20 protein-coding genes are annotated in these 18,947 nt (G+C 64.8%); 10 read left to right on the top strand and 10 right to left on the bottom strand.

All coding sequences use genetic code 11. The features are described from left to right. Positions 1-5: 5 nt before the first annotated feature. Positions 6-650, bottom strand: a complete 645-nt coding sequence (nadD, locus tag SA496_RS01495) for a nicotinate-nucleotide adenylyltransferase (protein WP_120653128.1) — start codon at positions 648-650, stop codon at positions 6-8. Continuing rightward, positions 650-1,915 (bottom strand): glutamate-5-semialdehyde dehydrogenase, encoded by a 1,266-nt coding sequence (locus tag SA496_RS01490; RefSeq protein WP_330114944.1) that lies wholly within the window; start codon positions 1,913-1,915, stop codon positions 650-652. Before SA496_RS01490 ends, nadD begins: the two co-directional genes overlap by 1 nt. Positions 1,916-2,185: 270 nt before the next feature. On the opposite strand from SA496_RS01490, the gene SA496_RS01485 reads away from it, so the two are divergent. After that, a complete protein-coding gene (locus SA496_RS01485; RefSeq protein ID WP_330114943.1) occupies positions 2,186-3,415 on the top strand; it encodes an alpha/beta fold hydrolase in 1,230 nt (409 codons plus the stop codon). Between the two features lie 73 nt (positions 3,416-3,488). Here the strand turns inward: SA496_RS01485 and SA496_RS01480 are convergent, their stop codons facing one another. Beyond that, the gene (locus SA496_RS01480; RefSeq protein ID WP_120653131.1) at positions 3,489-4,334 is read right to left on the bottom strand and encodes a class I SAM-dependent methyltransferase; all 846 of its coding nucleotides are present in this window, start codon (positions 4,332-4,334) and stop codon (positions 3,489-3,491) included. Positions 4,335-4,449: 115 nt separating this feature from the next. Between SA496_RS01480 and SA496_RS01475 the strand changes: the two genes are divergently transcribed. Continuing rightward, complete coding sequence (locus SA496_RS01475; RefSeq protein ID WP_120653132.1) at positions 4,450-5,160, top strand: DNA-3-methyladenine glycosylase; 711 nt, start codon at positions 4,450-4,452, stop codon at positions 5,158-5,160. Continuing rightward, on the top strand, positions 5,157-6,473 hold the full coding sequence (locus SA496_RS01470) for a bifunctional DedA family/phosphatase PAP2 family protein (protein WP_153921484.1): 1,317 nt from the start codon (positions 5,157-5,159) through the stop codon (positions 6,471-6,473). The genes SA496_RS01475 and SA496_RS01470 overlap by 4 nt, the downstream gene beginning before the upstream one ends. Positions 6,474-6,505: 32 nt before the next feature. Here the strand turns inward: SA496_RS01470 and SA496_RS01465 are convergent, their stop codons facing one another. The 3 genes from SA496_RS01465 to SA496_RS01455 are packed head-to-tail and all read right to left on the bottom strand — an operon-like array spanning position 6,506 to position 8,181. Continuing rightward, positions 6,506-7,096 carry an LON peptidase substrate-binding domain-containing protein gene (locus tag SA496_RS01465; protein WP_120653134.1) on the bottom strand — a complete coding sequence of 197 codons (591 nt, stop codon included), beginning with the start codon at positions 7,094-7,096 and terminating at the stop codon, positions 6,506-6,508. A gap of 9 nt (positions 7,097-7,105) precedes the next feature. After that, positions 7,106-7,822 (bottom strand): LrgB family protein, encoded by a 717-nt coding sequence (locus SA496_RS01460; RefSeq protein ID WP_120653135.1) that lies wholly within the window; start codon positions 7,820-7,822, stop codon positions 7,106-7,108. After that, complete coding sequence (locus SA496_RS01455; protein ID WP_330114942.1) at positions 7,819-8,181, bottom strand: CidA/LrgA family protein; 363 nt, start codon at positions 8,179-8,181, stop codon at positions 7,819-7,821. Before SA496_RS01455 ends, SA496_RS01460 begins: the two co-directional genes overlap by 4 nt. 207 nt (positions 8,182-8,388) lie before the next feature. On the opposite strand from SA496_RS01455, the gene SA496_RS01450 reads away from it, so the two are divergent. From SA496_RS01450 to SA496_RS01430, 5 genes are all read left to right on the top strand, one after another. Beyond that, on the top strand, positions 8,389-8,844 hold the full coding sequence (locus tag SA496_RS01450; protein ID WP_120653137.1) for a MaoC family dehydratase: 456 nt from the start codon (positions 8,389-8,391) through the stop codon (positions 8,842-8,844). Positions 8,845-8,928: 84 nt separating this feature from the next. Next, positions 8,929-10,656 carry a C13 family peptidase gene (locus SA496_RS01445; RefSeq protein WP_153921486.1) on the top strand — a complete coding sequence of 576 codons (1,728 nt, stop codon included), beginning with the start codon at positions 8,929-8,931 and terminating at the stop codon, positions 10,654-10,656. Between the two features lie 28 nt (positions 10,657-10,684). After that, positions 10,685-11,326: an oxidoreductase gene (locus SA496_RS01440; protein WP_120653139.1), complete on the top strand. Its 642-nt coding sequence runs from the start codon at positions 10,685-10,687 to the stop codon at positions 11,324-11,326. A gap of 98 nt (positions 11,327-11,424) precedes the next feature. Continuing rightward, positions 11,425-12,036: a class I SAM-dependent methyltransferase gene (locus SA496_RS01435; RefSeq protein WP_120653140.1), complete on the top strand. Its 612-nt coding sequence runs from the start codon at positions 11,425-11,427 to the stop codon at positions 12,034-12,036. Positions 12,037-12,088: 52 nt separating this feature from the next. After that, on the top strand, positions 12,089-12,556 hold the full coding sequence (locus tag SA496_RS01430; protein WP_120653141.1) for a YbaK/EbsC family protein: 468 nt from the start codon (positions 12,089-12,091) through the stop codon (positions 12,554-12,556). Between the two features lie 123 nt (positions 12,557-12,679). Here the strand turns inward: SA496_RS01430 and SA496_RS01425 are convergent, their stop codons facing one another. The 4 genes from SA496_RS01425 to SA496_RS01410 all read right to left on the bottom strand — a co-directional run bounded on the left by SA496_RS01425 (position 12,680) and on the right by SA496_RS01410 (position 16,022). Beyond that, positions 12,680-12,970 (bottom strand): YceK/YidQ family lipoprotein, encoded by a 291-nt coding sequence (locus tag SA496_RS01425; RefSeq protein WP_120653142.1) that lies wholly within the window; start codon positions 12,968-12,970, stop codon positions 12,680-12,682. Beyond that, positions 12,963-13,592, bottom strand: coding sequence for a flavin prenyltransferase UbiX (ubiX, locus tag SA496_RS01420; protein WP_120653143.1), 630 nt, complete (start codon positions 13,590-13,592; stop codon positions 12,963-12,965). The genes SA496_RS01425 and ubiX overlap by 8 nt, the downstream gene beginning before the upstream one ends. 4 nt (positions 13,593-13,596) lie before the next feature. After that, entirely contained in the window at positions 13,597-14,949 is a 1,353-nt protein-coding gene (gene mpl, locus SA496_RS01415) for a UDP-N-acetylmuramate:L-alanyl-gamma-D-glutamyl-meso-diaminopimelate ligase (protein WP_120653144.1), read from the bottom strand. Between the two features lie 200 nt (positions 14,950-15,149). After that, a complete protein-coding gene (locus SA496_RS01410; protein WP_153921492.1) occupies positions 15,150-16,022 on the bottom strand; it encodes a LysR substrate-binding domain-containing protein in 873 nt (290 codons plus the stop codon). 130 nt (positions 16,023-16,152) lie between these two features. Here SA496_RS01410 and SA496_RS01405 point away from each other — a divergent pair, with 130 nt between their 5' ends. Next, entirely contained in the window at positions 16,153-17,310 is a 1,158-nt protein-coding gene (locus SA496_RS01405) for a 2-aminoethylphosphonate--pyruvate transaminase (protein WP_120653146.1), read from the top strand. 308 nt (positions 17,311-17,618) lie between these two features. Further along, complete coding sequence (locus SA496_RS01400) at positions 17,619-18,947, top strand: MFS transporter (RefSeq protein ID WP_153921494.1); 1,329 nt, start codon at positions 17,619-17,621, stop codon at positions 18,945-18,947.

The following is an 18,947-nucleotide window of genomic DNA, read 5'->3' as shown; positions in this document are numbered from 1 at the left end:
GTGAATCAGTTCGTCGCACGGTAAAGGTCGTGCGCATGGATATAGGCCAATACGGCGTCGGGCACGAGATAGCGCACCGAGCGCCCCTCCCCCAGCAATTGGCGAATCTGGGTGGCGGAAATTGCCAAGGGGGTCTGCCAGACAAAAGCTATCTGCCCGGCTGCCCCCTGCAGGGATTGAGGATCGACAGCGCTACGCGCCGCCAACAGGTCACGCAGGTCTTCCGGGGCCTCGCTGTCGGCATCCGGTCGTTGCAGGACCAGGATGTGGCAATGGTCGAGCAGCTCGCTCCAGCGATGCCAGCTCGGCAGTCCACAGAAAGCATCCCAGCCGACCAGCAGGAACAGCTGGTCATCGGTGCCCAACTCGGCACGCAGGGACTCCAGCGTCTCGATCGTCCAGGATGGGCGCTCGCGCTTGAGCTCACGATCATCCACCACCAGCGGCGCGACACCGCCCACCGCCAGTTGCACCATTTCCAGTCGCTGGGTCGCGGACACCCGCGGGCTGTCGCGGTGCGGCGGCCGAGCACTGGGAATCAGACGCAGCTCATCGAAGCCGAACTGCTCGGCCACCTCTACGGCGCTGCGCAGATGACCGATGTGCACAGGATCGAAAGTGCCGCCGAAGAGACCGATGCGCTTACCCATCAGGTGCGTACGTGACCGTCGCCGAAGACCACGTACTTCTCGCTGGTCAGACCTTCCAGACCGACCGGCCCGCGGGCGTGCAGCTTGTCGGTGGAAATGCCGATCTCCGCGCCCAGGCCGTACTCGAAGCCATCGGCGAATCGGGTCGAGGCGTTGACCATCACCGAAGCGGAGTCCACCTCGGTGAGGAAGCGCCGGGCATCACTGAAGTTCTCGGTGATGATGGCGTCGGTGTGCTGCGAGCCGTAGGCATTGATGTGCTCGATGGCCTGGTCGAGGCCGTCGACGATACGGATCGAAAGGATTGGCGCGTTGTACTCGGTGCGCCAGTCTTCTTCGGTCGCCTCCAGCACGTCATTGCCCAGCAAGGCACGAGTGGCCGCGTCGCCACGCAGCTCCACGCCCTTGTCGCGGTAGATGGCGGCCAGCGGTGGCAACACGCGGGCGGCAATGCCCTCGTGAACCAGCAGGGTTTCCATCGTATTGCACGGCGCGTAGCGCTGGGTCTTGGCGTTGTCGGCCACGCGAATCGCCTTGTCCAGGTCGGCGGCAATGTCGATGTAGACGTGGCAGATGCCGTCCAGGTGCTTGATCACAGGCACCTTGGCCTCACGGCTTATGCGCTCGATCAGGCCCTTGCCGCCGCGCGGGACGATCACGTCCACGAACTCCGGCATGCTGATCAGCGCGCCCACGGCAGCACGGTCGGTGGTTTCCACCACTTGAACCAGCTCGCTCGGCAGACCGGCTTCGGCCAGCCCCTTCTGAATGCAGATGGCGATTGCCTGGTTGGAATGGATGGCCTCGGAACCGCCGCGCAGGATGGTGGCGTTGCCGGATTTCAGGCAAAGGCTGGCGGCATCGATGGTCACGTTCGGCCGCGACTCGTAGATGATCCCGATCACACCCAGCGGCACGCGCATCTTGCCCACCTGGATACCGGACGGCAGATAGCGCATGTCACGGATCTCGCCGATGGGGTCCGGCAAGGTGGCGACCTGGCGCAAGCCCTCGATCATGTCGTCTATGCGTGCCGGGGTCAGCGCCAGGCGATCGAGCATGGCTGGCTCGAGACCGTTGGCCCGGCCGTTGGCCAGGTCCTGCTCGTTGGCGGCGGACAGCTCGGCACGGGCTGCATCCAGGGCATCGGCGGCAGCCAGCAGGGCGCGGTTCTTCTGCGCGGTGCTGGCACGGGCGGCCACGCGCGAGGCAGCGCGCGCGGCGCGGCCAAGGCGGGTCATGTAATCGAGAACGGACTCGGTCATGGTCTCGGGTTCTGGCGAAAGGAAAGCGGCTGATTATAGCGGCCACGCTCGCCCGCGCCCAGCGGCGCCGGGCGGATGGTAGACAGGCCATTCCATGGGGCTTGCCGGTAACGACACAAGCCTCGGCCCAGGCGGACTGCGGACGGGACGGTGACACCCGGCCAGCGCGCCCGCCCGAAGGTTGGGTAAACAAAAGTGTCTCCGCTGTTTACCTTCCAATCGCAGTCGTCGCACAAGAACAAGAAGCGCCCCGGCGCCGGAGAACCCGCCATGCGTTACCAGACCGACTTCGCCCCTCAGTACCTGAACGATGCGCCACGCATCCTCCAGATCGGCCCCTGGACACTGCATTACCAGGCTTTCTCCGAGCACGCCCAAGACGGTCGCGAGCCGATCCTGATGCTCGGCGGCGCCTTTCAGAGCTTCCGCTCCTTTGTCGCCGAGGTGCAGGAACTGCTGCCCCACCATCCGGTGATCCTGCTTGATCTCCCGAGCCAGGGCGGCAACCTGCAACTGGCGCCCGAGCTTTCGCTCGAACAACTGGCCGACCTGATCTCTGCCTTCGCCGACGAACTCCGGCTACCACCACTGATGCCAATCGGCCTGTCCTACGGCTCCGCCCTGGCAGCCCTGTTCGCCGTGCGCCATCCCCGGCATTGCGCGCGCCTACTGCTGGCTGGAATCACAGCATTCGGCCGCCCCGGTGCCCGGCGACTGCTGGAAGAAGGCCTGGATTTACTTGCCGAAGGCCAGGTCCAGCGCTTCGCCCAGGGTGCCCTGACCGGCCTGATCAACCCACTGCGCCTGGAAGAAACCGGTATCTCACTGGTCTTCCGCAAGGCACTTTTGCGACAGATGCAGCGTCTTTCCCCGCAAGAACTTGAACGATACCGGCAGAATAGCCAGCGCCTGCTTACATTTCCCGGATTCGAACGCCACCCGGCGTGCCCAACCCTGGTGCTGGCCGGTGAATTCGATCACTTCACCCAACCCTGGGAGCACGCAGGCTTTGCCGCCGCCTGTGCCGACGCCGACTGCGCCCTTATCCACAATGGCGATCACCTCGCCCAGTTCGAACAGCGCGAAGCCTGCGCCAGCTTCTATCGTCCGTTCCTGCTAGGTAGCGCCCTGCCCTTTGCCAGTTCCGGCGCCACGCGCCTGGCCCGCAATCGCCTGGAGCGCCTGGAGCGACGCCAGGAACCGCGAGTGGCCCCGTTGAACCGGCGCGGCCGGTTGCTGCACGACGAAGGGGGCGACTGGCCAGTAGAGATTAACGAACTGGGGTTCTTCGGTGGCCTGGTGGCCGGCAATCTGCCGAGCGCACTGCCCTCGCGTGGATGGCGCCTGCAGGCTGGTGATTTGCCGGAACTGGATGTATTGCCCCTGCGCCATGAAGGCGACGCCCTCGCCCTGGTCTTCCCGCACACCGACGCAGCGGCCAGCGAGGCGCTGGCAGCCCAGGTTGTGCACGCGGAGCCGCGAGCCGTGGCTTATGCCTGATCAACAACTGCCACGTCATCGCGGGAGCGAATTCATTCGCGAATAAATTCGCCCCCACATCAAAAACCCATCGTCACGTACGCGCCTCCACCACCCTCACCAATGCCGGCCAGGCATCCTGCGGAGTCGTCGCCAGCTCTTTCGGGTCATGCACCCGAGTTTCGTTAAAACCGCAAGCCTCGAAGCCGCTGGTTATGGCGGCATCGTCCCGATAATGGAGGTAGTAGCGGCCACGGGTCAGCCGGCCAACAAGATCGATCCCCCAGCGCAGCTGGCGATAACGCGGATGCTCGCGCAGGTCAGGATAGAGATCGGTGAGGTAGGTGGCAGACGGAAACTGCTTCAGCTCGCCCGCCAGGCGGCACCAGAAGGCTTCTATCACCGGCAGATCGAAGTAATTCACCAAGCCTTCGGTGATCACCAGCACCGGCTCTTCATGATCCAGCCCGGAAAACAGCGCCTGCAGGTCATTCACACCCTGCTCGGCAAGGATATCCACAGGGCGCACCTGGTGCCGCGCATCCAGCCAGCCCTCTTCATGGAGCAGCAGACGCTTGCGTGCAGCCATGGGCGGCAGGTCGGCCTCCAGGTATCGCAGCTCCGGATAGCGGGAGCAGAAACGCCGCCCCCGGGGCGACAGGCCGCAGGCAATCTCCACCACCTGGCGCACACCGCGCCGCTCGATAGCTTCGTGCAGCAGGGCGTCGATCAATAGATGGCGTTGCAGCAGGAAGCGCTCGACATCCAGCCCAAAAGCCACTCGCGCGCCCCAGCTCACCGGCGCCAGAGCCGCGTGGGCGAAGCGTCCGAAAGGCGTAACGAAGGGTTCTTCGGCAAGCTGGTGGCGATACCAGACGTAACCGGTGTAATGCGCACTGGGCGTGATGTGCGCACTGTCGAGACGGGCAGCTCGGGACATGGCAACGGGCTCTTGTTATTTTGCGTGACGATTCCGACGCTGGCGTTCAGCTTCGGCTCAGCATGCTTCCGTATAATCGCGAGCCTATTCCGACCCGTAACCCTGCGACAGCCCCATGTCCTGCGATCCCATCCTTAGTTTGCCCTGGCCTGGCGCCCGCCCGCTGACCGACGCCTTTTTCGACCGCGATGCCCAACGGGTGGCCCGCGAGCTGCTGGGCAAGGTGATACGCCATCGGGCAGGCGATCGCTGGCTATCCGCCCGCATCATCGAGACCGAGGCCTACTATCTGGTGGACAAGGGCAGCCACGCGTCCCTTGGCTACACGCACAAGCGTCGTGCCCTGTTTCTCGATGGCGGGCACATCTATATGTATTACTCCCGCGGCGGCGACTCACTGAACTTCAGCGCCCATGGCGCCGGCAACGCGGTGCTGATCAAGTCCGGATACCCCTGGGTAGACGCCATATCCCCCGACGATGCCCTGGCTGCCATGCAACGCAACAACCCCGACGCCCAGGGCCTGCCCCGCCCCGCCGAGCGCCTCTGCGCCGGCCAGACGCTGCTGTGCAAATCCCTTGGCCTGAAGGTGCCCGACTGGGACGGCCAGCGCTTCGACTGGCAGCGTCTGTTCGTTGAAGACGTCGACCAACGTCCCGCCTGCATCATCCAGAGCGCGCGCCTGGGAATCCCCCACGGCCGCGACGAGCACCTGCCCTATCGCTTCGTCGATGCCGCCTACGCTCGCCATTGCACGCGCAACCCGCTGCGCCGCGGGCAGGTCGAAGGACGCGACTACACGCTGATCGAGGACACACACGCATGAGCCAATGGTTCGACCAGGTCACCGCCTGGCTTGGCGCCAACCCGGAATGGTTGGGACTGGCCATTTTCCTGATCGCCTGCATCGAATGCCTGGCCATCGCCGGCATCGTCGTCCCTGGCGTCGCACTGCTGTTCGCAGTCGGTGTGATGGCGGGCAGCGGCGCCCTGGAACTCTGGGAAACCCTGCTCCTGGCCTACACGGGCGGCCTGGTGGGCGACATGATCTCCTACGGCCTGGGTCGACGCTTCCACCAGAACATTCGCCGCCTGCCACTGCTGCGCGACCATCCCGAATGGATCAGCGGCGCGGAGAGCTACTTCCAGCGCTACGGCATCGCCAGCCTGCTGGTGGGCCGCTACATTGGCCCGCTGCGCCCCATGCTGCCGATGGTCGCAGGCATGCTCGACATGCCTTTCCCGCGCTTCGTCGCCGTGAGCATGCTGGCGGCAGCCGGATGGGCCGTGGCCTACCTGGTTCCTGGCTGGGCCACCGGCGCGGCATTGCGCCTGCCGCTGCCGGAAGGTTTCTGGAGTGAGGCCGGGGTCGTGATAGTCGCGATCATCGCCATGCTCGGCCTTATCGTTCACAGCACGCTACGCGAGAAACGCTCGGCTAACCCGCTGGCAGCCGGCCTGTGTCTGGCGGCCCTGGGCGCACTATTGATCGGCTGGCCGCACCTGCAGGCGCTGGACCAGGGACTGATGGCACTGGTTCAGGAACAGCGCGGAGCCAGCCTCGATCATTTGATGGTGCTGGTCACCCGCGTTGGCGACTTCAACACCCAGTTGCTCGCCGGTGCCATGCTCGGCGCCCTCCTGTTGCTGCTGCGCCAGTGGCGCCCAGCCTGCTTCGCCATTGGCACCCTGTTGATCACTGGGCTGGCCAACACCGTCCTCAAACACTTCTTCGCGCGGGCACGGCCGGAGGTTCTCGTCGAACCGCTGACCACGTTCAGCTTCCCCAGCGGCCATAGCTCGGCGGCCTTCGCGTTCTTCCTGGTACTGGGGATTCTCGCCGGTCGCGGCCAGCCGGGGCGCCTGCGCCTGACCTGGCTGCTGCTGGCCTGCCTGTCGGCGCTACCCATCGCCCTGTCGCGGGTCTACCTCGGTGTGCACTGGCCCACGGACGTCATCGCCGGCGCTCTACTGGCTGGCGGCATCTCGGCAGCCGGCCTTGCGCTGATGCAGCGTGCAGCGCCATTGACGGCCATGAGCCCAAGGGTGTGGGTACTGATCCTGCCGGCCTGCCTGGCCCTGCTCGGAGGCATCGCCACCTGGGCCCTGCCGGAAGCGCTGGCGCGATACCGCTACTAGTGGCTGTCCCAATCAGGCATGGCGGGGTTCCTTCAGGCGATGGACTCGCCCTGCATCTGATCGAGCAGGCCCTGAAGAAAATCCAGGCGCTCATCGGGATCACCCAGGGTCAGCAGGTGAATCTTTTCCTTGATGTGGAACGGCAGCAGGTAGGAAAGCTGATTGGCCAGCGCCTGTTGCCCTTCCACTACGCCGCCCATGCCCAGGCCCTGGACCATCGGGTGCTCGGCCAGGGCATTGAGCAGCGCCGCCAGGTCGGCGTGCTCCGCGCGCAGCGGGCGCTCGGGCTCCTCGGCCAGCCATTCGACTTCGGCGAGCGTCAGCTGATCGCGCAGCACTTCCGCCTTGCTGACATGAAAGCGCCGCCCGCCCTGCACGCGAATACCTAGCAGACCGTTGGGGCGCTGTTGCCAGTCGCGGATCACCGCCTCACAACCGACAGCGGCGAACCGACTGGCCGCCTCACCCACTTCCTGGCCTTCGAGAATGCAGACAACGCCGAAGCCTTCACTCTGCTTCATGCAGCGCCCCAGCATGTCCAGATAGCGCGCCTCGAATATCTGCAAGTCCAGCGTGCAGCCCGGAAACAGCACGGTGTTGAGCGGAAACAACGGCAACTTCATGCGTCGACCTCAAGCAATCATGGCAACAGCGAGCGGCAACAGGACCGCCGTGGCGACCCCCATGAGGCTCATCGCCAGGGCGGCAAAGGCACCACACTCCTCGCCTTCCTGCAAAGCCCGCGCGGTACCAACCGCGTGGGCGGTGAGCCCCAGGGCAATGCCCTGCGCCGCGGGGTGACGCACACCACAACGGCGCAGCAACTCCGGCCCGAGAATAGCGCCGAGCACACCGGTAATCAGCACGAACACCGCCGCCAGGGCCGCCACCCCGCCAAGCTGCTCGGCCACGAGCATGGCGATGGGCGAGGTCACCGACTTCGGCAGCAACGTCATCAGCACCATGCGCTCAGTGCCGAACCACCAGCCCAGCACAGCTACCGACAGCGTAGCGAAGAGCCCACCGAACACCAGCGTCAGCAAGGTCGGCCAGAACAGCTGGCGAATGCGCCGCAGGTTGAGAAAGAGCGGCACAGCCAAAGCAACCGTGGCCGGACCGAGGAAGACCGTCAGGAGCTGGGTGCTCTGGCGATACTCCTGATAGCTGATGCCGAAGGCCAGCAGCACACCGATCAGCAGCAGCATGGACAGCAGCACCGGTTGCAGGAATACCCAGCGGGTCTTCTCGTACGCCGCCACGGCCAATTGATAGGCCGCCAGGGTCATGCCGAAGCCGAACAACGGGTGATGCACCACCGCCTGAACGGCGGCTTGCCAGTCGAGGCTCATATGTCCTCCCGGCGATTTGCCTGGCGATCGATGAGCTTCTGCATCAGCCAGCCACAGAAGAGGAAGGCAGCCAGCAGCGACAGCACCAGCGCACCGACGATGGCCCAGAAGTCCGCCCAGATTGCCTGCGCATAGACCATCACGCCCACCGCCGGCGGCACCAGCAGCAGCGGCAGGTAGCGCAACAGGCTGCTGGCGGCCAGGCTCAGCGACTCGCTCACCTCCCCACGCACCAGCAGATAGAGGAACAGCAGCACCAGGCCAATGATGGGCCCGGGAAGCATCGACAGGAACAGGGCATTGAGCCCGCTACCGATCAGCTGGAACAGCACCAGCCAGGTCAGTCCGCGCAACAGCATGAAATTCTCCACCGGTCAGGTCCGGCCAGGCAGGGCCTCGGCCGGGGGCATTATAGGCTTGCCGGCTGTCCCGCTATAACCCGCCATTCGCAGGGGGCATGGCGTCTTGACCCGCCGGGGCCGGCATGATGATCTAAGCGCTGCACGCAAGAGGGGGCCCACCCCGAATCATAAGAATTACAACACTGCATCCACGGAGGATGACGTATGGCGTTCGTACCAGTAGCGGAACTGAAGAACTACGTTGGCAAGGAACTCGGCCACTCGGAATGGGTGACGATCGACCAGAATCGCATTAACCAGTTCGCCGAATGCACCGGCGACCACCAGTTCATCCACGTCGACCCGGAGCGCGCCAAGCAGACCCCCTTCGGCTCCACCATCGCCCACGGTTTCCTCAGCCTGTCGCTGATTCCCAAGCTGATCGAAGGCCTGCTGATCATGCCCGAAGGCCTGAAAATGGTCGTCAACTACGGCCTCGACAGCGTGCGTTTCATCCAGCCGGTGAAAGTCGACGCCCGCGTGCGCCTGGCGGTGAAAGTGTCTGACATTACAGAGAAGAACCCGGGCCAGTGGCTGATCAAGGCTCTCTGCACCCTGGAGATCGAAGGCCAGCAGAAGCCCGCCTACGTCGCTGAGTCCATCAGCCTCTGCTTCGTCTGAGCCCTTCCTCGTCACCAAAAAAGCCCGCAATCGCGGGCTTTTTTGCGCCACACTGAAAGGCAGATGCAAGGAAAAGGACACCCGATGAAGCCGCTTCTGCCCCTCAGCCTCGCCATCCTGCTTGCAGCCTGCGGCGAGGGCGAACCCCTCACGCCGCCGGATGCCCGCCTGCCGGACGGTTCCCGCTACCGCGGCGAACTGGTCGACGGCCTGCTGCAGGGACCGGGCCGCCTGGACTACAACAACGGCACCAGGTTCGAAGGCCAGTTCAAGGATGGTCAGCCCGAGGGCCAGGGCGAATGGCACGGCCCCAACGGCCTGGTCTACGTCGGCGAATTCAAGTCGGGCCTGTTCCATGGCCGGGGCCGCCTCGCCTACGGCAATGGCACAACCTACGAAGGCGGCTTCGCCCACAACCAGTTCGACGGCGAAGGCACCCTGCGCCAGGGCGAGGTCACCTATCGCGGCCAGTTCCGCAACGACAAATACCAGGGCTTCGGCATCCTCGAATGGTCCGACGGCAGCAATTACCAGGGACTCTTCAAAGCCGGCCAGCCGGATGGCGAAGGCGTTCGTACCGATGAAGCGGGCAATCGTTTCAGCGGGCGATTCAAGCGTGGCCAACTGGAGGGCCAAGGGGCCTATCAGGGGCAGGACGGTTCCAGTTACATCGGCGAGTTCCGCAACAGCCTGTTCGACGGCAAGGGGCGCTTCACCAGCGGTGACGGCGATGTCTGGAGCGGCACCTTCAAGGAGGGCAACCTCGTTGGTGAGGGCGAATTCACCGGGGCCGATGGCAGCCACTACGAGGGCCACTTCCGGCACTGGCGCTACCAAGGCGAGGGCAAGCTGTCGCTGGCCGACGGCAGTCGCTACCAGGGGCACTTCAACGACGGTCTCTACGGTGGCACCGGCAGCCTGACACTGCCCGATGGAAAGCGTGAAACCGGCATCTGGCAGGAGGGCACGCGCATCCGCGACGAAAAGGGCAAGGCCCTGCCCGATCCACTGGAAATCGGCCTGCTGGCCCAGGGGCACCTGCTCGAACAAGCAATCGATGCCCTGCCGGTGTCCACCCCGGAAGTGGAGCTTTACTCCATCAGCCTCGCCGGTGACGGCCGCCAGAGCGTTTTCCTGCGCGAAGCAGACTACGTCTCCAGGCTACTGGCCGAGCGTTTTGGCGCCCACGGCCAGATCACCCTGGTCAACCACCGCGAACATATGACCGACCGTCCCCTGGCCACCCGGGAAAGTCTGTCCCGCGCCATCCGGGCCGTTGCCAGGCGCAGCGGACCAGAAGACCTGGTGTTCATCTACCTCACCAGCCACGGCTCGCCGACCCATGAACTGGCCCTGGAGCAACCCGGCCTTCAGTTGGGCCACCTGCCCGCGCAGGAGCTTGCAGACCTGCTCGTTCCTCTCAAGGACAGATACAAGGTACTGGTGATCTCCGCCTGCTACTCCGGCGGATTCATTCCTCCCCTGAAGGACGACAGGACCCTGATCATGACTGCGGCCCGTACCGATCGCGTATCCTTCGGATGCTCCGAGGAGAACGACTTCACCTACTTCGGCCGCGCGCTGTTCGCCGACGCCTTCAGCGAGACAGACGACCTGGAGCGGGCCTTTGGCATCGCCAGGGAGAAAGTCGCCGAGCGCGAGAAGGCCGACGACTTCGAAGCCTCGGAACCGCAGATCTGGGCGCCCAAGGCCGTCACCGCGCGCTGGCGTGCGCTTCGTGAGCACCAGGCGGAGCAGGCACTGACCGCGCAAAGCGCCACGAACCCCGACAAAACCGCTCGTAGCCACTAAGCTCAGCTTGTATCAGCGGAGAAACAACATGCATCTGACGCCCCAGCACATACTGCTCGCCGGCGCCACTGGATTGACCGGCGAGCATTTGCTCGACCGCCTGCTCAACGAACCCACGGTTGCTCGCGTCCTGGCCCCCACACGGCGCCCGCTGGCCGGACACCCACACCTGCTGAACCCCGTCGGCCCGCTGGCCGATCTGTTGCCGCAGCTGCAGGGACAGGTGGACGTCGCCTTCTGCTGCCTGGGCAGCACCATCCGCCAGGCCGGAACCCAGGAAATCTTCCGCTCCGTGGACCTGGACCTGGTCCTGGCCTTCGCCCAGCGCGCCCGCGAACTGGGTGCCCGGCACTTCATCGTGATCAGCGCCCTCGGAGCCAATCGCGCGTCCTCGATCTTCTACAACAAGGTCAAGGGCGAGATGGAGGAAGCTCTCAAGGCCATGGACTGGCCGCAACTGACCATCGCCCGCCCATCCCTGTTGATAGGGCCGCGCAGCGAGTTCCGTTTCGGCGAACGCCTGGCCGCGACCTTCATGCGCTGGCTGCCCGGCAAGTACCGTGGCATCGATGTCTGCACCCTGGCCCGCGCGCTCTGGCGCCTGGCGCTGGAAGAGGAAGACGGTATTCGCATCATCGAGTCGGACGATCTGCGTCGCCTCGGTCGCTGACAACGGCGGGAGCACGCCCGCCGTTGGCCGAAATCCCCGCGCCCTTGCGATTCGCCCCCTGCTAAGGTGAACGACGTCTTTTGCCGGAGACAGCCAGCATGGGCTTCTACGATCGCCACATCCTGCCCCACCTGATCGACTTCGCCTGCGGCATGGGGCACGTGATGAAGACCCGTTCCCTGGTCGTGCCCCAGGCCGAGGGCCAGGTGCTGGAGATCGGCATCGGGACCGGCCTGAATCTCGCCTTCTACGATCCCACCCGCGTCAGTCGCGTCACCGGCGTCGACCCCGCTGCGCAGATGCAGGCACTGGCACGCAGGCGCGCTGACGCCATCGCGATCCCGGTAGAGACCATCGCCCTGGAACTCGGCGAGATCCAGGCCGCCGACGCCAGCTTCGACAGCATCGTCTGCACCTTCACCCTCTGCACCATTCCGGACGCAATTGCCGCCCTGCGTGAAATGCGCCGCGTGCTCAAGCCTGGCGGGCGCCTGCACTTCGCCGAGCACGGCCTGGCGCCGGACCTCGCCGTGGTGCGCTGGCAGCACCGCCTCACCCCGTTATGGAAACCGCTGGCCGGCGGCTGTCACCTCGACCGTGACATCCCGCGCCTGATCGAATCCGGTGGTTTCAACATCGGCGAGCTGCACAGTGGCTACCTGCCCGGCCCAAAACCCATGACGTTCGTCCACCGTGGATGGGCGGATTGACGCCGTCCTGCCGAAGTACAAGGATTCGTCCTTCACCCCAGAGGGATCGCTTATGAGTCTCGAATCGGTCCGTGCCTTCTTCGCCGGGAAGGCGCCCGAAATCGACATTATCGAACTGCAGACCAGCACCGCCACCGTGGCCCTGGCGGCGGAAGCCCATGGCGTTGAGCCCGGCCGAATCGCCAAGACCCTGGCCTTTCGCATAGGCGAGGACGCCGTGCTGGTGGTGGCACGCGGCGACGCACGCATCGACAACCGCAAGTTCAAGGAAACCTTTGGCGCCAAGGCCAAGATGCTGGATGCCGAAACGGTGGAAGCCCTGACCAGCCATCCAGTGGGCGGAGTTTGTCCGTTCGGTCTGGCCACACCGCTAGCCGTCTATTGCGACCGGTCCCTGCAGGCCTTCGATGAAGTGGTGCCAGCGGCGGGCGCCGTGCACAGCGCAGTGCGCATAACCCCGGCCTACATGGCCGAGTTGGTGGAAGCGAAATGGGTGGACGTCTGCCAGGAGCCGGCTTGAGTCACGAGCGGCCATCGCTTCTTGTAGGGGTGAATTCATTCGCCAAGGGATGCGCAGCATCCCCCCGCAAACCCGAGGGCCGAGCCTACGCCCCGGTTGGCGAATGAATTCGCCCCTACAGGTTCAATACCCGCCGGTAACGCCCAGCGTCACACCCAATTCCGCCGCTACCGCAAAGGGCAGCAGCAGCGTATCCAGCAAGGCGCTGGCGGGCAGGTCGAGCGCTGGGTAGGCCGGCGGCTCGACGCCGAAGCGATCCGTGGGGCAGCAGCCGCCATTGAGCGAATACCAGTCCAGACGGGTGCCGGAATAGATGATCGGCGCCCCCGGCTTGGCGGCGTTGAGGGTCGCGACGCTGGCGCAGCCCTGCATCAGGACGAATGCCAGCAAGGGTGCCGCAAGGCGACTAGTCATCGACGCCCTGATGGTGTTCGCCCCAACGCGGCAGCATGTCCTGGGGAATGTCCAGCAGGTTGAGGATGCGCGCCACCACGAAGTCCACCAGGTCATCGATGGTCTGCGGCTGGTGATAGAAACCCGGCGAGGCAGGCACGATCACCGCGCCAAGGTTGGACAGCTTGAGCATGTTTTCCAGGTGGATACTGGAATAAGGCGCCTCGCGCGGCACCAGGACCAGTTGGCGGCGCTCCTTCAGGGTCACGTCGGCGGCACGCTCGATCAAGTTGTTGCAAGCGCCAGTAGCGATGGCCGAGAGCGTCCCGGTGGAACAGGGCACCACCACCATCGCTGCTGGTGCGCCGGAACCGGACGCCACCGGGGACATCCAGTCTTCCTTGCCGTAGCAACGAATCTGTCCCGGTGCGGCACCGGTGTACTCGCTGAGGAATGCCTGCATGGCCTGGGGCTTGGCCGGCAAGGTGACGTCGGTTTCAGTGGCCATCACCAGCTGCGCTGCCTTGGAAATCAGGAAATGCACCTCACGGTCTTCCTGGATCAGGCAGTCCAGCAGGCGCAGGCCGTACTGCGCGCCAGAGGCGCCGGTCATTGCCAGCGTGATGCGGGAAGGTCCGTTCATGGCCTCACTCCGCCAGGGCCGAGGCCAGCTTGCCGTGCAGGCCGCCGAAACCACCGTTGCTCATGATCACTACCTGAGTGCCGGGTGCGGCAATGGCCTTCACGCCCTCGATGATGGACTCCAGGGATTCACACACCTGGGTCGGCACGCTGGAGCCGGCAACGGTGGCCGCAAGGTCCCAGCCGAGGTTCGGCGGTGCGTACCAGAACACCTGGTCGGCCAGCTTCACCGAGTCGGGCAGGCCGTCGCGGTGGGCGCCGAGCTTCATGGAGTTGGAACGCGGCTCGATCACCGCGACCACTGGAGCATCGCCAACGCGCTTGCGCAGGCCGTCGAGGGTGGTGGCGATAGCGGTCGGGTGGTGGGCAAAGTCGTCGTAGATGGTTACGCCCTTCACTTCCGCCACCTTCTCCATGCGCCGCTTGACGCTCTTGAAGACGGACAGCGCAGCGACTCCCAGCTCCGGCACCACGCCGACATGGCGGGCCGCAGCCAGCGTCGCGAGCGCATTGGCGACGTTGTGTTGGCCGGTCAGTTCCCAGTCCACGGTGCCGGCGACCTGGCCTTCGAACAGCACTTCGAAACGCGAGCCGTCTTCGGCCAGCAAGCGTGCCTGCCATTGGCCGCCTTCACCGGTGGTCTGCACCGGGGTCCAGCAGCCCATGTCCAGCACGCGCTTGAGGGCGCTTTCGGAAGTCGGATGAATGACCAGCCCCTCGCCAGGGATGGTACGCACCAGGTGATGGAACTGACGCTCGATGGCCGCGAGATCGGGGAAGATGTCAGCGTGATCGAATTCGAGATTGTTGAGGATGGCGGTGCGCGGGCGGTAGTGGACGAACTTGGAGCGCTTGTCGAAGAACGCGCTGTCGTACTCGTCGGCCTCGACCACGAAGAAGGGTGTGCCGCCCAGGCGCGCGGAAACGCCGAAGTTCTGCGGAACGCCGCCGATCAGGAAGCCCGGGCTCATGCCGGCATGCTCCAGTACCCAGGCCAGCATACTGGTGGTGGTGGTCTTGCCGTGGGTACCGGCGACCGCGAGCACCCAGCGCCCCTGCAACACATGGTCGGCCAGCCACTGCGGGCCAGAGACGTAGGGCAGGCCCTTGTTCAGTACGTACTCCACGGCCGGGTTGCCGCGGGACAGGGCATTGCCGACCACGACCAGGTCCGGAGCGGGTTCCAGATGGGCCGGCTCGTACCCCTGCATCAGCTCGATTCCCTGGGCCTCCAGCTGGGTGCTCATGGGCGGGTAGACGTTGGCGTCGGAGCCGGTGACACGATGGCCAAGTTCCTTGGCCAGCACCGCCAGCGAACCCATGAAGGTGCCGCAGATGCCGAGGATGTGAATATGCATGGATGACCTCTGAAACGGGCCGCCCCGGCCCGGAAAAAACTTGTCGCAGGTTAGCACAGCGGCCTCCCCTGGGGCCTAGGAGGCTGGTGTATGGGCGAATGAATTCGCCGAGCAGGCCGACGGTCTGCCATGCGCTCCCTTCGGACCGCTACGCGATCCTTGGCGAATGAATTCGCCCCTACAAGGATGAAGCGAACCGGCTAGCCGCGATTCGACCGCACGATGTCGAAAAAGGTCTCGATGATGCGCCGCGAACCCTGCTCGCGCAGGCACACCAGCGTCTCCGTCATGCGCTGCAGGCAGTCGCGGATCGGCAGCACATGCACGTTGGCACTGGCCCCCACCTCGGCCGCCGAAACAAGGCCCACGCCAAGGCCCGCAGCGACCATCTCGAAGGTAGCCTCGCGACCCTCAACCTCGATGGCCGGACGGATGGCGATGCCTGCTCGGCGCATCTCTTCCTCGAGTATTTGCCGGGTCATGGAGCCACGCTCGCGCAACACCATCGGCATGTCCTCCAGGTCGGCAAGGACGATCGACTCACGCGCAGCCCATGGGTGCGAGTGGGCCACGAACGCCACCAGCGGATCAGCACTGAGCACATGTGTGATCAGGCTGTCGTCTTCGACAACGCGACCAAGCAGGGCAAAGTCCGCCTTGTACTCCTGCAGCCGGCGCAGGCATTCGTCGCTGTTTCCCGTGACCAGGCTGACGCGGATGCCCGGGTAACGCTCGCAGAAGCGCGCTATGTGCCCCAGCAGGTGAACGGGCGAATCCACCGCCAGGGTCAGGCTGCCTGTCTCCAATGCGCGTGAGGTGGAAAGCAGTTCCTGCGCTTCGGCTTCGGCTGCGAATAGCCGCTGGGTGATGGTCAGCAGACGTTCGCCGAGGTCGGTCAATTGCACCGAGCGCTTGTTGCGGTGGAACAGCAGGATGCCGAAACGTTCCTCCAGCTTGCGCACCTGGTCGGAAACCGCCGGTTGGCTGAGGAACAGGGCCTCGGCCGCACGGGTGAAATTGCCGTGCACCGCCACGGCGTGGAAGGCCTTGAGCTGTGCCTGGGAAACCGCCATTCGCCTGCTCCTCGATAAATAAGCTCAACTTATATTTGAAATACTATAAATCGATTTTTTTTATTTTTATGGAATTGGTTTTATCTCTCCATCGCAACGCGCCCTCACCAGAACAACGCTGGAGACGACCATGACCAAAGCCGAATTCCCCACCAACGCCCAACCGCTGGCAGCCCCCGCCCTCGGCGAGCCCTACCTGCTGACTCCCGGTCCGCTGACCACTTCCAAGGCCACCAAGGAAGCCATGCTGCGTGACTGGGGCTCGTGGGATGGCGCCTTTAACCTGGTAACCGCAGAAGTGCGCCAGGAACTGCTCTCCATGGCTGGCGTGCAGGACGACAGCTTCGCCTGCGTTCCCCTGCAGGGCAGCGGCAGCTTCTCGGTAGAAGCCGCCCTGGCCACTGCCATCCCCCGCGATGGCAAGTGCCTGATCCTGATGAACGGCGCCTACGGCCAGCGTGCCGCCAAGACCCTCGACTACCTCGGCCGCGCCTACATCACCCTGGACAAGGGTGACTACCTGCCGCCGCAACCGGATGAAGTCGACGCCCTGCTGCAGGCCAACCCGGACGTTACCAACGTCTTCCTGGTCCACTGCGAAACCAGCTCCGGCATCCTCAACCCGCTGCGCGAAGTCGCCGACGTGGTGAAGGCACACGGCAAGAGCCTGATCGTCGACGCCATGAGCTCCTTTGGCGCGGTGCCGCTGACCGTCAATGAAGTCGCCTTCGACGTGCTGGTGTCTTCCGCCAACAAATGCATCGAGGGCATCCCCGGCTTCGGCTTCGTGATCATCCGCCGCTCGGTGCTGGAAGCCGCCAAGGGCCGCGCCCATTCCCTCGCCCTGGATATCTATGAGCAATGGCTCTACATGGAGCGCACCGGCCAGTGGCGCTTCACCCCGCCGACCCACAGCGTGGTGGCCTTCCGCGCGGCGTTGGAACAGCACGCTGCCGAAGGAGGCGTAGCTGGCCGACTGGCGCGCTATAGCCGCAACCGCGACGTGCTGGTCGCCGGCATGCGCGAAATCGGATTCAAGACCCTGCTGGACGACCAGTGGCTGTCGCCGATCATCACCACCTTCTTCAGCCCGGAACACCCGAACTTCGAGTTCAAGCGCTTCTACGAGGAGCTGAAGGCCCGCAGTTTCATCATCTACCCCGGCAAGCTGACCGTCGCCGAGAGCTTCCGCATCGGCTGCATCGGGCAGATCGACGAACACATCGTCCGCCAACTGCTGCGCGCCATCGCCGACACCCTCGAGGCGATGGGCGTGGACATGAAATGACCCGCAGTTGAAACGGCCACCCACGTCGAAGGGCTGGCCCATTCCAGGTCACCCACCGTCCTGAGACGGTTCCCGCTGCGGGTAGCGGGGCCGTGGTGCGGTGACCTTTTTCTGAAACATATCCGTAGTAAACCAGCCGCTCGGCCGCGCCGGGCAGGAGCCAAGACTAACGCCGAATCCCATTCACCAGCCTGACGCCACGACCGCTGCCATCTGACCAAGGTCGTGCGTTTAGACAGCCCAGCAGCAAAACAACAACAACCTCCCTATTTGCACTGTCCGGCATACCCACACGGGGTCAGAAAACCATGAACAACAACGCAGGTGCCTTGCACAGCGGCTGGAAGTCCCTCCAGCGCTGGCGTGTCCAGATATTCCTCATCACCTGGCTGGCCTACGCCGCCTTCTACTTCACCCGGAAAGCCTTCTCCGTCGCCAAGCTCGGCATTGGCGAAGACCCAAGTTTCGAACTCGACAAAGCCGCGATGGCCAACCTCGATGCCCTCTACCTGGCCGCCTACGCCGTGGGCCAGTTCACCTGGGGCATCTTCGCCGACCGCTTCGGCCCGCGCGTGGTGGTACTCGGCGGCCTGGTGATTTCGGCCGTGGTGGCCGTTGTCATGGGCACTTTCGCCACCCTGCCGATCTTCGCTACCTGCATGGTGGTCCAGGGTCTGGCGCAGTCCACCGGCTGGTCGGGCCTGTGCAAGAACATCGGCAGCTTCTTCGCCACCGGCGAACGCGGCCGCGTCCTGGGTTACTGGAGCACCTGCTACGCCTTCGGCGGCCTGGTCGCCACTCCCTTCGCCGGCTGGTGGGCCTACGAAGTGTTCCATGACTGGCGCATGGCGTTCATCTCCAGTGCCCTGGTGGTGGGCGTGGTCGCGGTGCTGTTCTACTTCCTGCAGCGCAACAAACCGGAAGACGTCGGCCACGCGCCGGTGGAAGTGGAAATCGCCACCAGCGGGCCGCGTGAAGGCCACTGGAGCGCCCTGCGCAAGGTGCTGAAGAACCGCACCGTGCTTGTCCTCGGCCTCGCCTACTTCCTGTTGAAGCCGGCGCGCTACGCCATCCTGCTGTGGGGTCCGGTCATCGTCTACGAGCGTATGCCCGCCATCGGCAAGGTCGCCTCGGCCATCGTCCCCACCGCCTTCGAACTGGCTGGCCTGGTGGGCCCGATCCTGATCGGCCTCGCGTCGGACAAGCTCTTCGGTGCCCGCCGCATGCCAGCCTGCGTGTTCAGCCTGATCGCCCTCACCGTGTGCCTGGCGCTGTTCGTCCCGGCCATGCAGAGCGGCAGCCTGTACCTGGTGGTCGGCCTGCTGTTCATGATGGGCATGACCCTCTACGGACCGGATTCGATGATCAGCAGCTCCGCCGCCATCGACTTCGGCACCCAGGAAGCAGCCGGCACCGCCGCGGGCTTCGTCAACGGTTGCGGCTCGGTGGGCGCCATCCTCGGAGGCCTGCTGCCGGGCTACTTCGACACCAGCACCGTATTCGTGGTGTTCACCGCCGCGGCACTGCTGGCCAGCCTGATGCTGGTGCCCTTCTGGAACAGCCGCCCGCAAACCCTGAACGCGCCGGAAAGCTTCCCGGCAACCGGTCAACCGGCCCTGGCCGGGGCCAAGACCTGA

It is taken from the genome of Pseudomonas sp. JS3066 (assembly GCF_036328175.1).
In the GTDB taxonomy this organism is placed as follows: domain Bacteria; phylum Pseudomonadota; class Gammaproteobacteria; order Pseudomonadales; family Pseudomonadaceae; genus Metapseudomonas.
Note: the sequence above shows the minus strand (reverse complement) of the source record. Positions and strands in the feature narration are given on the sequence as shown.

Bases quoted from the DNA above. Each gene is read 5' to 3' on its own strand.
- SA496_RS01475 (WP_120653132.1), top strand. From the start codon at position 4,450: ATGTCCTGCGATCCCATCCTTAGTTTGCCCTGGCCTGGCGCCCGCCCG.
- SA496_RS01450 (WP_120653137.1), top strand. From the start codon at position 8,389: ATGGCGTTCGTACCAGTAGCGGAACTGAAGAACTACGTTGGCAAGGAA.
- ubiX (WP_120653143.1), bottom strand. From the start codon at position 13,592: ATGAACGGACCTTCCCGCATCACGCTGGCAATGACCGGCGCCTCTGGC.
- SA496_RS01455 (WP_330114942.1), bottom strand. From the start codon at position 8,181: ATGCTGTTGCGCGGACTGACCTGGCTGGTGCTGTTCCAGCTGATCGGT.
- SA496_RS01405 (WP_120653146.1), top strand. From the start codon at position 16,153: ATGACCAAAGCCGAATTCCCCACCAACGCCCAACCGCTGGCAGCCCCC.
- nadD (WP_120653128.1), bottom strand. From the start codon at position 650: ATGGGTAAGCGCATCGGTCTCTTCGGCGGCACTTTCGATCCTGTGCAC.
- SA496_RS01430 (WP_120653141.1), top strand. From the start codon at position 12,089: ATGAGTCTCGAATCGGTCCGTGCCTTCTTCGCCGGGAAGGCGCCCGAA.
- SA496_RS01460 (WP_120653135.1), bottom strand. From the start codon at position 7,822: ATGAGCCTCGACTGGCAAGCCGCCGTTCAGGCGGTGGTGCATCACCCG.
- SA496_RS01400 (WP_153921494.1), top strand. From the start codon at position 17,619: ATGAACAACAACGCAGGTGCCTTGCACAGCGGCTGGAAGTCCCTCCAG.
- SA496_RS01435 (WP_120653140.1), top strand. From the start codon at position 11,425: ATGGGCTTCTACGATCGCCACATCCTGCCCCACCTGATCGACTTCGCC.
- SA496_RS01480 (WP_120653131.1), bottom strand. From the start codon at position 4,334: ATGTCCCGAGCTGCCCGTCTCGACAGTGCGCACATCACGCCCAGTGCG.
- SA496_RS01470 (WP_153921484.1), top strand. From the start codon at position 5,157: ATGAGCCAATGGTTCGACCAGGTCACCGCCTGGCTTGGCGCCAACCCG.
- SA496_RS01445 (WP_153921486.1), top strand. From the start codon at position 8,929: ATGAAGCCGCTTCTGCCCCTCAGCCTCGCCATCCTGCTTGCAGCCTGC.
- SA496_RS01490 (WP_330114944.1), bottom strand. From the start codon at position 1,915: ATGACCGAGTCCGTTCTCGATTACATGACCCGCCTTGGCCGCGCCGCG.
- SA496_RS01465 (WP_120653134.1), bottom strand. From the start codon at position 7,096: ATGAAGTTGCCGTTGTTTCCGCTCAACACCGTGCTGTTTCCGGGCTGC.
- mpl (WP_120653144.1), bottom strand. From the start codon at position 14,949: ATGCATATTCACATCCTCGGCATCTGCGGCACCTTCATGGGTTCGCTG.
- SA496_RS01410 (WP_153921492.1), bottom strand. From the start codon at position 16,022: ATGGCGGTTTCCCAGGCACAGCTCAAGGCCTTCCACGCCGTGGCGGTG.
- SA496_RS01440 (WP_120653139.1), top strand. From the start codon at position 10,685: ATGCATCTGACGCCCCAGCACATACTGCTCGCCGGCGCCACTGGATTG.
- SA496_RS01485 (WP_330114943.1), top strand. From the start codon at position 2,186: ATGCGTTACCAGACCGACTTCGCCCCTCAGTACCTGAACGATGCGCCA.
- SA496_RS01425 (WP_120653142.1), bottom strand. From the start codon at position 12,970: ATGACTAGTCGCCTTGCGGCACCCTTGCTGGCATTCGTCCTGATGCAG.